Here is a 12,494-nt window from a genome sequence, read left to right on the forward strand (position 1 = left end):
ATGGAAGACAAGGGCGTCCGCGAGTACATCAGAGTGCTGCGGCTTTTGGAATCGGCCACGGTCGGGCAACTGGCAGGTGCGATCGAGCAGGCTCTTTTGATCGGCGCGACCAGCGTGGACGCGATCAAGCTGATCCTGGAGCATCGCAGGCAGGAGCCGATCGCTCTGTTTTGTCTGGACGGCCATCCGCATCTTAAATCGGTGCGCGTACCGGGTGTGGACCTGACGGCTTATCAAGGTCTGACGGAGGGCATCCGATGAAGAAAATCGAGACGAAAAGCACGGTGCTGCTGGCCCACCACCTCAAGGCGCTGAAGATGCCGACCATGTTTGCCGAGTGCGAGAAAACGGCCGCCCGTTGCGCGAAGGAGAACGTCGATCACCTCGGCTTTCTGCTTCAACTGTGCGAGCTGGAGCTTTTGGAACGGGAGCGCAAAGCCGCGGAGCGAAGACTCAAGGCCGCACGGTTTCCAAATCAAAAGACACTGGACACATTTGATTTTGGAGCGCAGCCCTCGGTAAACAAGGTGCTGGTTTCCGAGCTGCTGCGCTGCGAATACATCGACAAGCGCGAAAACATCCTGATGATGGGCAACCCCGGCACGGGCAAGACCCACTTGGCCACGGAGCTGGGGATGGAGGCATGCGCCAGGGGCAAGAAGGTGCGTTTCTGGCGCGTGACCGAGCTGATCACCACGCTGATGGAGGCCCGCGAGGATCGGCAACTGGCGCGGCTGCGCGCCCGGCTGGCCAAGCTCGACCTGCTGGTGCTGGATGAGCTGGGCTACGTGCCCGCATCCAAGGTCGGGGCGGAGCTGCTGTTTGATATCATTAGCTCGGCCTATGAACGAACGAGCATCGTCGTGACCACGAATCTGCCCTTCGAGAACTGGACCGAGGTGCTGGGATCGGAAAGGCTCACCGGCGCGGTGCTCGATCGGCTGACGCACAGGTGTCACATCATCGAAATGACCGGCGAAAGCTACCGACTCAAAGACGCAAAGAAACGACGAGTTGGAAAGCCGCAATGAAACAACGAACAGGCACACAAACTCAAAATAACTACCAGCTCCCCTAGGGGAGCTGCCTGGAAGTGCTTGAATACGCTCATTGAAACTGTGCATTGACAGAACAAGAGAGGAAACACTAACCTTGATTCAGGTGTTGCACTTTTCAACCGCCATGTGCTTCACTTTTCGACCGGCGCTTACATTTCCTTTCTTTCCCGGTTGCGAGCCTCTCGCGTTGAGTGATACGGTCCATTTTCGCCGCGTATGGACGACTAAATGAGAGAACGGAACAGCTTTTCGACAGGAGCCCTTCCATGACGTTTCGATGGGGAATTTTGGGCACAGCGGATATCGCCGATGTCTTCATCCGTGCGGTAAACAACAGTTCCAATTGCCGGGTCCAAGCGGCTGCCGGCCGGGACATCGGCCGGGCGAAGCAATGGGCCGCGGCTCGAGATATCCCCGAGACGTACGGTTCCTACGGCGACCTGATTGCGTCCGATAGCATCGACGGCGTGTACGTTCCGCTGCCCAACAGCCTTCACCACGAGTGGACCCTCGTTGCCATAGCGGCCGGCAAGCCGGTGTTGTGCGAAAAGCCGCTGGCCACGAACGCCGCCCAAGCTCAAGAGATTCGCGATGCCGCCGAGCGGGCCGCTGTGCCGGTTGCCGAAGGCTTCATGTACCGGCACCACCCGATTTACCAAGAGGTTTTCAAACTCATTGGCTCCGGCGTCATCGGTGAGGTGACGACGATCGAGGCTCAGTTCACTTTTTTCCTCGACGATCCCACTTCAATCTCGGCGTCCGCTCCGTTGGCGGGCGGGGCGTTGATGGACGTGGGGTGTTATTGCGTTCACCTGGCGCGCTGGGTAGCCGGGTGCGAACCGGCCCGCGTCTCCGCCTTCGAGATTCGCCGGGAGGTGGACGAAACGATGGTGGGGTTGCTGGCTTTCCCGAACGAAATCCTCGCCCATTTCGAAACCGGCATTGCGGGGGCCGAGCGTCACCGCGCGGAAATCGCCGGGACCACGGGGTCGATTGTTCTTCCCAGCCCCTGGCACCCCGGTGAGGAAAAGGCGGAACTGCTTGTCCGCCGGTGGGGCCAACCGGATGAAACCTTCACGGTCCCCGGCGCTGATCCCTATCAACTTCAGGTCGAACAGTTCGTGGATGCGGTCACAGGGGGAAAGCCCTTTGCGTGGCAACTAGACGACTCCGTGAACAATATGGCGGTGATCGACGCGCTGTTTGCGTCCGCCGCGACCGGCCGGAGCGTGACCCTGACCTGAAGTCCGGCAACAGGGCTACTTCACTCCATCAACTTGTCGGTCTCCGGGACGCGCCGGGTCAGGTGACGTCGGCGTTGTGCGATTGCAGCGACCGAACCTCCACCAGACCCTCACGGGCGGCGCGAATGCCGCGAGCGGCGGCGCGGCCGGCGGCCGTCGTGGTGTAATACGGAATGCGGTAACGGATGGCCGCCTTGCGGATGTAGCTGTCGTCGTAGACGCTCTCTTTGCCGACCGGCGTGTTGATCACCAATTGAATTTTGCCGTTGACCAACGCGTCCAGGAGATGCGGACGGCCTTCGTGCGTCTTGCGCACGTGCTCGCATTCGATGCCGTTTTCCCTGAGGAATTTCGCCGTGCCTTCGGTTGCGAGAATCTTGAAACCCATATCCGCAAGATCCCGTGCGGCAGGCAGCGCGCGTGTTTTATCTCCACTCGCCACAGTGATCAACGCTGCGCCCTCCAACGGCGGCGGGAATCCCGCGGCGATCTGCGCTTTGTAAAAAGCGAGCGCAAAGGAATCGGCCAGGCCGAGAACCTCGCCGGTGGAGCGCATTTCGGGGCCGAGAATGGGGTCGACTTCGGGGAACATGTTGAAGGGGAACACCGTTTCTTTGACGCCGAAATGGGGGAATTTGCGTCGGTGAGTATCGAGATCCGCCAGGGTTTTGCCTGCAACGATTTGGGCGGCCATGCGCGCCATCGACACGCCGGTGACTTTTGAAACCAAAGGCACGGTCCGCGAAGCGCGCGGATTGGCTTCCAGGATGTAGACGGTGCCCTGATGGATGGCGTACTGGATGTTGAGCAGGCCGACAACCTGCAGTTCGTTGGCGATGCGCTTGGTGTATAGCTCGATTTCGGCCGCGTGCTCTTCGGAAATGCCGACGGGCGGGATGACGCAGGCGCTGTCGCCGGAGTGGATACCGGCCAATTCGATGTGCTCCATGATCGCGGGGACGAAGGCGTCGTTGCCGTCCGCGACCGCGTCCGCCTCGCATTCGAGCGCATCTTCGAGGAACTTGTCGATCAGCATCGGTTTTTCGGGGGTGATCTCCACCGCCGCGTTGACGTATTTGGTGAGCGTTTCCTGGTCGTACACGATTTCCATGCCGCGTCCGCCCAACACGTACGAGGGGCGCACGACCAACGGGTAACCGACGCGCGCCGCGATCTCCAGGGCTTCGGGAAGCGAGCTGGCGGAGCCGAACTCCGGGGCGGGGATGGTGAGCTTCCGGACTACTTCTCCGAAACGTTGCCGGTCCTCGGCCAGATCGATGCTGTTCACGGAGGTGCCGAGGATTTTGACGCCGGCCGCTTCGAGTTGTGCAGCGACGTTAAGCGGTGTTTGACCGCCGAACTGGACGATGATGCCCTCCGGCTGTTCCTTCTCGTAGATGGCCAGGACGTCTTCCAAGGTCACCGGCTCGAAGTAAAGCTTGTCGGACGTGTCGTAGTCGGTGGAGACGGTCTCGGGGTTGCAGTTGACCATGATCGTCTCGAAGCCGAGTTCCCGAATGGCCAGCGCGGCGTGAACGCACGTGTAGTCGAACTCAATCCCTTGTCCAATGCGGTTGGGGCCGCCGCCCAGGATCATGATCTTCCGCCGGTCCGTGGTGGGCACGGCATCCGGCGCGTTGTAAGTCGAATAGTAGTAACTGGCGTCGGCGCCGCTGACGGGCACGGGGCACCAACCATGCCGGGCGCCCAGCGCCAACCGGCGTGTCCGGATTTCCGCCTCGGGGACGTCCAGGAGCTTGGCCAGGTATTTGTCCGCGAAGCCGTCTTTCTTCGCCCGAATCAGCAACTCGTCGGGCAATTGTCCGGCGGGGCACGCAAGGATCTCCTCCTCGAGTTCAACCAGTTCCTTCATTTGCTGAATGAACCACACCTTGATGTGGGTGATCCGGTGAAGTTCGTCGACCAAAATTCCCTTGCGCAACGCCTCGTACATCAGGAACTGGCGTTCGGATGACGGCTCCACCAGGCGCTTGCGCAATTCTTCCGGCGGCAGCAGGTTGAAATCGCGGGCGAAACCCAGACCGTGGCGGCCGATTTCCAGGGAGCGAATGGCTTTTTGGAGCGCCTCCTTGTAGGTCTTTCCGATGCTCATCACTTCGCCGACCGCGCGCATTTGGGTGCCAAGGCGGTCGATCGCGCCGGCGAACTTCTCGAACGTCCAGCGGGCGAACTTGACGACCACGTAGTCGCCGGAGGGCTCGTAGCGGTCGAGGGATCCGGAGCGCCAGTACGGAATCTCGTCCAAGGTCAAACCGGCGGCGAGCTTGGAGGAAATCAGGGCGATCGGGAACCCCGTCGCCTTGGAGGCCAGCGCGGAGGACCGGGAGGTGCGGGGGTTGATCTCGATGACGACCACCCGATCTGTTTGGGGATCGTGCGCGAACTGGACGTTTGTGCCGCCGATGACGCCGATGGCCTCGACGATCCGATAGGAGATGTCCTGGAGCCGTTGTTGCAGTTCTTGGCTGATCGTCAGCATGGGCGCGGTGCAGAAGCTGTCGCCCGTGTGCACGCCCATCGCGTCGACGTTCTCGATGAAACAGACGGTGATCATGTTGTTTTTGGCGTCGCGCACGACCTCGAGTTCGAGTTCCTCCCAGCCGAGCACCGATTCTTCGATCAGGATCTGCCCGACCAGGCTGGCGGCGATGCCGCGCGCCGCGATGATCTGGAGTTCCTGTACGTTGAAGACCAGCCCGCCGCCGGTACCGCCAAGGGTGTAGGCGGGCCGGACCACCACCGGATAGCCCAGGGTGGCGGCAATGGCCTCAGCGCCCTCGACCGAGGTGGTCGCTTCGCTGCGGGGCATCTCCACGCCGAGCGCATCCATCGTGCGCTTGAACGCGACGCGGTCCTCGCCGCGCTCGATTGCATCGGCTGTCACGCCGATGATCCGGACACCGTACTTGTCGAGCACGCCGTGTTCATGCAGCGAGGCCGTCAGGTTCAATCCGGTCTGTCCGCCGAGGTTAGGCAAAACCGCATCGGGTCGTTCCGCCGCGATAATCCGTTCGAGGCTTTCGACCGTCAGGGGTTCGATGTAGGTGGCGTCGGCGATTCCGGGGTCGGTCATGATCGTGGCCGGGTTCGAGTTGACCAGAACGATCTGGTAGCCGAGTTGCCGCAGCGCCTTGCAGGCCTGCGTTCCGGAGTAATCGAATTCGCACGCTTGTCCGATGACGATCGGACCGGACCCGATAATCAGAATCTTGGTGATGTCGTCGCGTCGTGGCATAGGCACCTCTCAGGTATCGAAACGGTGTCGCGTCGTATGACCTAGTTGATCGCGGATGGAAGAAAGCCGTCGCACACGCAACGGCCAAATAAGACTAGGGAGAATCCGGCCTCGCGTCAAGCAACACCTTTTTCCGCGAATTGTCAGCGGGCGGGGCGTGTGATAGTTAAGATTCGACGCCCCGCTGAACTCGGCAACCGGTCGGCCGGAGGCGCAAGTCGGTGAAACAGTCCCCAGCTATTCACGAGGAGAGTTCGATGGCGAGCTATGCAAAGATGATCGCGGCAAAAGTTGAGGCAATCCGGAATGAGGTCGGCAAGGATAAGGCGCTGATGGCGATGTCGGGCGGCGTGGATTCTTCCGTCGTCGCGCTGCTGGGGCACTTGGCCTTGGGCAAGAAGCTGACCGTGCTCATGGTGGAGAACGGCCTGATGCGGGAGGGCGAGCCCAAACGCGTCAAGGCAATCTTCGCCCCTCTGGGGATTCGCGTCAGAATCCTCGACGCGCGGGCGGAGTTCTTCGCCGCGCTCGAGGGCAAAACCGATCCCGAGATCAAACGTCAAGCCATCACCGATACGTTCTACGCCCAAGTCTTTGCCAGGTACGTTCGCGAAAAGGGAATCAAGCACGTTTTGCAGGGAACGATTCTCACCGATATCGACGAAACCGTCGCCGGGATCAAACGTCAGCACAACGTGCTTGCGCAAGTCGGGATCGATCCCGTGCGGGAATACGGATACAACGTGATCGAGCCGCTGATCGATTTGCGTAAGGACGGTGTCCGAGCGTTGGCGCGCGCCTTGAAACTCCCGCGCGAAATCGCGAGCCGGATCCCGTTCCCGGGCCCGGCCTTGGCCGCCCGCGTGATCGGTGAGGTCACGCCCGAGCGCGTGGCTAAGGTCCGCCAGGCGACGACCATCGTCGAGGAAGAGCTGAAAAGCACGCGGGCTTTCCAGTACCTGGCGGTGCTGATGTCCGATCAAGCCACGGGAATGAAGGATTACGCCCGGCATTTCGGGGACATCATCGTCGTGCGTTGCATCGACAGCCTCGACGCGCGGAAGGCGAAGCCCACCCAACTTTCGTGGCCGAAAATGAATCGACTCGCCAAGCGACTGACCGCCGAGGTGCCGGGGTGCGTTCGGGTTCTGTACGACCTGACGCCCAAACCGCCGGCCACTGTCGAGTTTATCTAGCCGGGATCCGCTCGCGCGTTGGGAGTGGTGTGTCGATTTATCGCTAAGGAATTATTCCGGCCTTAACTCGGTCCGTTTGCGGTCCGTGTGGCCCAATGTCCGCTTGCGCAGCCGGATGGATTTCGGCGTGAACTCCACGAGTTCGTCGTCGTTGATAAACTCGATGGCTTCCTCGATGCTCAGATTCTTGTGCGGCTTGAGAACCGACTTTTCGTCGCTGCCGGAGGCGCGCATGTTGGTCAGCTTCTTGGCTTTACCGGGGTTGACGACCAAGTCGTTGGACCGCGTGTGCATCCCGATGATCTGCCCCGCATAGACCTTCTCGCCGGGTCCCAGGAAAAACACGCCGCGATCTTCGAGCTTCCAAAGAGCGAAGGTCACGGTAGTGCATGGCTCCAGCACGATCAGCACACCGTTGGGCCGGCCCTTGATCTCGCCGGTTTCGGGTCCGTAGCTGTCGAATACGGCGTTGAGTACACCGGTACCACGGGTTTCAGTCAAGAATTTGGATCGATAGCCGATCAGGCCGCGGGTAGGGATCACGAACTCGATCCGGGACCGCCCCTTGACCACTTCCCGCATGTTGGTGATGCGTCCGAAACGCTGGTTAAGCGATTCGATGACCGTGCCGGTGTGCTGGGTCTCGATGTCCACGATCACCATTTCGTAGGGTTCTTGAAGGCGGCCGTTTTCATCCTCGCGCTTGACCACTTTGGGACGGGAAACCATGAACTCGTAGCTTTCACGGCGCATGGTTTCGATCAGCACCGACAAGTGTAGTTCACCGCGCCCGCTGACCATAAACGTGTCCGGCGAGTCGGTAGGCTCCACCCGAAGCGAGACGTTGGATTTCTTCTCCAACGCCAGCCGTTCAGCGATCTTGGCGCTGGTAATGAACTTGCCTTCCCGGCCGGCGTTGGGCGACGTGTTGGTCATAAAGGCCATACTTACGGTGGGCGCATCGACCTTAAGCAGCGGCAGCCTGATGGGGTTTTCAATCGACGTGACGGTTTCGCCCACGTTCAGTTCGCTCATGCCGGTCAGCGCGACGATATCTCCGGCCGAGGCCAGCGGCATCTCGAACCGGTGCAGCCCGCGGAACCCGAGCACGTTATTGATCCGGAACTCCTCGGTGGTGTCGTCCCGGTGTACAAGCAACGCCCGCTCGCCGGCGTGAAAGGTGCCGGACTCGACGCGCCCGATGGCCATGTTGCCCAGGTATTCATCGTGGCTGAAGGTGGACACCTGGAAAGCGGGAGTGGCGCTCCGGTCCACGTCCGGGGGCGAAACCTTGTCGCAAATGGCCCTGAAAAGCGGCGTCAGGTCTTTCGGCTCGTCGCCGATTGCGTCGACGGCGTATCCGTGTTTGGCCGATGCGTACACGATGGGGAAGTCGCACTGCTGTTCGGTGGCGTCCAGGGAGATGAACAGGTCGAGCACCGCGTCGGCCGCGGCCAGGGGGTCGCAGCCGGGCCGGTCGATCTTGTTGATCACTACGATGGGTGTTAGCCCCCGGGCCAGCGCCTTCTTGGTGACGAACCGGGTCTGGGGCATGGGGCCTTCGAATGCGTCAACCAGGATCAACGCGGCATCGACCATCCGCATCACCCGTTCGACCTCGCCGCCGAAATCGGCGTGCCCCGGCGTATCGACCACGTTGATGTGAAAACCCTCGTAGTCCAGCGACGTGCACTTGGACCGAATAGTGATACCGCGCTCTCGTTCCAGGTCCCCGGAGTCCATAGCTTGGTCGATATCCGCCTCGCCGCGCCGGAAGGACCCGGACTGCGCGAGCATCTTGTCCACCAACGTGGTCTTGCCGTGGTCCACGTGCGCGATGATAGCGATATTTCTTATGTTTTCTTGTTTTCGTTCCGCTGTTTTGTGCATTTCCTTCGTCTTTCCGGTCAAAGCAAGCGATATGGGTAGTCTCTTGTGGGGCTCCGGTCAAGCGAATAATTTTCTGTTAAGCTCGTTTTGCGATCGTTCTAGTGGACGGGCTCCTCGTTTTTTCGGACGAGTTCGAACACGCACTGCGGGTCGCCCATGGCTTTGCAGGCCACCTCTTTCGCTTCCAGTTCCTGCCCGGAGATTGTGCTGGCATACCCGGCCACGATCCCTGAATAAAACGAACACGTCGGCTCACTTGACGGCCCAAGCCACGCCGCTTCCTGAGAGTTGTCGAGCATGACCTTCAAAGGGAAAGCAGAGAAGTCGAAGGTCAAATGGCCCCATCCGCCCTCATCGGTGATCAGCTTGGACATGGTTCGAATGACGTTGCCGAAGAACTCGGCTGTCACCGGGTCCTGTTGAATCTGTTCCAGGATCTGTCCGTGGACCATCAGCGGGACCAGGGGCGCGGGTGCCCATCTGCCTTGCTCCAGCGCCTGGCTCACTTCCCACCGGCAAAGCGCTTTGCCCATTTCGTAGAGGGTTTGGGCTTTTTTCTCCGGCCCCATGGAGGCGGCCAGGGTGGTGTGCAGCAGATGGATGATTTTCGAGCCGGCCATGATCTCCTGAACGCCGCCGATACCGATCCGGCCGCCGGTTTTGTCCACGTCGTGAATCTCGAACGCCGTGGCACCCATGAACGCGCGAAACAGCACCGGCAGCTTTCTTGACAGCCAAGGCGCGTTGGCCAAGGGACGCAATAGGATGCGCACGAGCAAAGGATGCCGTTCCAGAAAGCCCATGCCGCGGTTCATCCAGATCATTTGCCGACGTTGCTGTTGCTCCAACTTATCATTCCTATCTGGTCCCAGGTGCCGGTTGTCACTGTTTTTGTTGACGTATTCGATAAACCGGCCGCGGACCACGTCGCTTACATTGTCGCGCCCCCGGCGCGTTTGCTTCATGCCGGGGGCGCCACGAATGAGGTTTGGTTTTCAGTCCCTCACAGCAGGCTGAGCAATTCGTCGAAATCGAGCAGCGACCAAATCAACGCCGTGCCGTACTCGGCAAAGTTGCTCTGGCCCTTCCAGGTCGAGACGACCCGGGTGAACATCAAGACGTTGTCCTCGACGACTTCGCCGTCGATTTTCAACTCGGGCACGAGGTCGATGGACTCGTCGATCACGTAATTGCCGTAGCCGTAGGCATCGGCGCCGAGTTTGTCACTCACCTGCCAAGGCTCGGCGATGTCGGCCACGTTGACGCCCAACTCGGCCACGAAATGCCCGCGGTATTCGGGGTGATCGATCAGGAACTGCGCCGCATCCTGATCCACGAAGCTGTGCGCGAACATCAGATAGGGCGTGTTGGGAATGCGTTTTACCGAAAACTCTCCCCACTCCAGTTTCGTGTCGATCGCCAGCGCGTCAAACACGCCGCCTTGCTTCCAGCAACCTGCGTCTGGGCCGACCCAGTAGTAAGTCTTGGCGGCGACGGTGGAATCGCTTAGGTCCGCCTCGCGCACGTAGGCCAGGTAGAGTCCGCTGATGCGGTAACTGATCTGCGAGCCGGTTCGGCAATAGCTGCCGTTATCCGGCGTGGCGTCGTCGAAGCTGACGGAGTTGGCGACCGGGCGTCCGCTGCCGTAAAGGATGAAGCCCTGTTCGTCGTCGTTTTCGAAGGGCGGTTTGCATTGACCGGTATCGGCGAAATCGTCCGGTGTAACCGGGATCCCGTTCACCTGGATGAATTTCTGATTGGCGAAGGGAGCGAGGTAACTCCATTTGTCCGCGCCCACGTCGTATTTGAGTACGTGGGATTGGTCGCAGTCGGTGTTGCTGATGTACTTGCCGTACCAGTAGTAAATCGCTTCCTCGGTCGCGGCTAAACCGGTAGGCACGAAGAAGGGAACTTCGGTCAAGCCCGGTTGGCCGCCCGGGAAGATGAGGTCGCGCTCGGCCTGATTGAGCAGCGTCGTCGGGTCGTCATTGTCGTCGAACGCGGTGAACTCGGTGACCGTGTAGTAGTGGTAAATGCCCTCGTCGTGTCCGGCGATCGTGTCGATAACGTAGTCGCTGTCGGTGTCCACGCCCCAGGGCACGCCGACCATGGGACCGCTGGTTTGGTGACTCTGCAGGACCGGGTGGGTATCGCCGAAGAAGTAGTAGGTCGCGCCGCCCACGCGAGTGTTATTGCCCAGGTCCGTGCCGCGAACCAGGTCGTCCCAGTAATGGTTTTCGTCATACTCGAAACCGTCGGGAAACAATGCGGTGATCAGTTCCTGATCCGGTTTTTGGATGTCGCGGCCGACGAAATCGGTGGCGTAATACTGGCAGATATCCACTTCGGGCTTGATGCCGTTTTCGTCGAAGCAGTCAACTTCGTTGGGCCAGACCGGCGGTTGAGTTGTGTCATCATCATCGTCGTCGTCACCGATTGTGTCGTCATCGTCGTTATCGTCGTCACCGGCGGAGTCGTCGTCGTCATCGGTTGTGTCGTCGTTAACGTCGTTGTCATCGTTATCGTCATCATCGTCACCGCAAGCAGGTAGGTTGAGCAGCAACAAAACGAAAAGCAAAAGAAGCAGTGAGTATCTGACTAGGCTGAATTTCATCCAGGTGACTCCCTTGTATTAATTTCCGGGTTGCTGCGATTGCGGAAAACAGAAAACCGTGCCGCAAATCCTTGATGTCCGACCGACGCCTTGCATGCGAACAAAGCGTCTCCGAATTCGTTTCCTTGGCGGGCATTTTGCCCTTTTTCGAAACGAAAAACCACCGACCGCCGTATCGTCACCGAAAACGGGAAGCGCATTTTGACCGTTGATTCCGCCCGTTGTTATGGATGCGGGCTATGCGAGGCGGTCTGCCCCGAGAAAGCGATCTCGATGACACCAAGAGGGGGCTGAAGACCCGGATAAGCCCGTCCCATTGCTTTTGTGAAGCTCAAGGAATGGTTCCGGAAGCACCAGGAGCCGGGCGTGTTTCAACCCAACTTCACCGGGGCTCGATGGTTTCGACGACCCCGAAGGTCTATGCGATTGTCACAGGTCGGTCGGCTTCAGGCTCCGCTTGACCTTGATGTTGCTCAGCTTGCCGTTCTGGAAAGATAAGGTTACCGACCCGTAAAACCGGGCGGCAGCAAGCTTTTCCAGATAGGCCAACAACTATTTCATGAAGGCAGGATGTTGATCGGCAGGTGATCGTATTTCGCCATTCAAAAATTTTCGGATGCGCCTTCGGCGCGTTTAAGAACCAAAGGACCGAAGAACCAAATTACCAATCTTCACGGTCGACTGACTAACGGACACAACGCGCGTGGTCGTCGAAGCCGATGTAGCTGCCCTCGACGTAGCCGTCGTAGAAATCGACGCCGAACGCGCCGTCGCCGAGGTCCGCGACCGGCGAAGACGACCAATACCAAGCGATACCACCGGACATTCCATCCGGCCAATAAGCCCCACCCGATCCGGGACCCTCCAGGTAATCACAGCCAGAGCATGCATCGTTCCAACAGTCACTGACATTCGTGCAACCGTCAGTCACGCCGCACGAGCCACCCAGTTCGGTCGCGGGGCACCCGCGAATCAGCGACCGCAGTTCACTGATGGTCGGCAGCCGCCAATCGTCGTGGCCGTCAAAGCTCAAATTCGCGCAGTAGATCTTCGCGTTTTCCCAGGTCATGTAATCGCTCGACGGCGGGTCCTGCCACGTCAAGTCGCCGCCGGCATCGTCATCATCGCTTCCGCCCGAATCGTCGTCGTCATCATCGTCGCCGCAGGAAAGCAGTAGACCCAAGCCAAGGAACAGCACCGCCAAGAGAACCAAGAAATAAAGCTTTCTCATCATTC

9 protein-coding genes are annotated in these 12,494 nt (G+C 59.8%); 4 read left to right on the top strand and 5 right to left on the bottom strand.

Annotated features, from left to right (window positions below):
• The 3 genes from P9L99_14700 to P9L99_14710 all read left to right on the top strand — a co-directional run.
• On the top strand, window positions 1-261 hold a 261-nt coding region (locus tag P9L99_14700), incomplete at its 5' end, for a hypothetical protein (protein ID MDP8224608.1).
• Window positions 258-1,031 carry an IS21-like element helper ATPase IstB gene (istB, locus tag P9L99_14705; GenBank protein ID MDP8224609.1) on the top strand — a complete coding sequence of 258 codons (774 nt, stop codon included), beginning with the start codon at window positions 258-260 and terminating at the stop codon, window positions 1,029-1,031. The genes P9L99_14700 and istB, both read left to right, overlap by 4 nt.
• A 293-nt stretch (window positions 1,032-1,324) precedes the next feature.
• Window positions 1,325-2,302 carry a Gfo/Idh/MocA family oxidoreductase gene (locus P9L99_14710; protein MDP8224610.1) on the top strand — a complete coding sequence of 326 codons (978 nt, stop codon included), beginning with the start codon at window positions 1,325-1,327 and terminating at the stop codon, window positions 2,300-2,302.
• Window positions 2,303-2,360: 58 nt separating this feature from the next.
• On the opposite strand, the gene carB is transcribed toward P9L99_14710, so the two are convergent.
• Window positions 2,361-5,558 (bottom strand): carbamoyl-phosphate synthase large subunit, encoded by a 3,198-nt coding sequence (carB, locus tag P9L99_14715; GenBank protein MDP8224611.1) that lies wholly within the window; start codon window positions 5,556-5,558, stop codon window positions 2,361-2,363.
• 257 nt (window positions 5,559-5,815) lie between these two features.
• Here carB and P9L99_14720 point away from each other — a divergent pair, with 257 nt between their 5' ends.
• Window positions 5,816-6,754, top strand: coding sequence for an ATP-binding protein (locus tag P9L99_14720; protein MDP8224612.1), 939 nt, complete (start codon window positions 5,816-5,818; stop codon window positions 6,752-6,754).
• Between the two features lie 51 nt (window positions 6,755-6,805).
• Here the strand turns inward: P9L99_14720 and typA are convergent, their stop codons facing one another.
• The 4 genes from typA to P9L99_14740 all read right to left on the bottom strand — a co-directional run bounded on the left by typA (window position 6,806) and on the right by P9L99_14740 (window position 12,489).
• Window positions 6,806-8,644 (bottom strand): translational GTPase TypA, encoded by a 1,839-nt coding sequence (gene typA, locus P9L99_14725; protein MDP8224613.1) that lies wholly within the window; start codon window positions 8,642-8,644, stop codon window positions 6,806-6,808.
• Window positions 8,645-8,742: 98 nt separating this feature from the next.
• Window positions 8,743-9,609 carry a 4-vinyl reductase gene (locus tag P9L99_14730; protein ID MDP8224614.1) on the bottom strand — a complete coding sequence of 289 codons (867 nt, stop codon included), beginning with the start codon at window positions 9,607-9,609 and terminating at the stop codon, window positions 8,743-8,745.
• A gap of 38 nt (window positions 9,610-9,647) precedes the next feature.
• Complete coding sequence (locus P9L99_14735; GenBank protein ID MDP8224615.1) at window positions 9,648-11,258, bottom strand: hypothetical protein; 1,611 nt, start codon at window positions 11,256-11,258, stop codon at window positions 9,648-9,650.
• Between the two features lie 685 nt (window positions 11,259-11,943).
• Window positions 11,944-12,489 (bottom strand): DUF1566 domain-containing protein, encoded by a 546-nt coding sequence (locus tag P9L99_14740; protein MDP8224616.1) that lies wholly within the window; start codon window positions 12,487-12,489, stop codon window positions 11,944-11,946.
• Window positions 12,490-12,494 lie beyond the last annotated feature (5 nt).

The organism is Candidatus Lernaella stagnicola (genome assembly GCA_030765525.1).
GTDB classification, from domain to species: domain Bacteria; phylum Lernaellota; class Lernaellaia; order Lernaellales; family Lernaellaceae; genus Lernaella; species Lernaella stagnicola.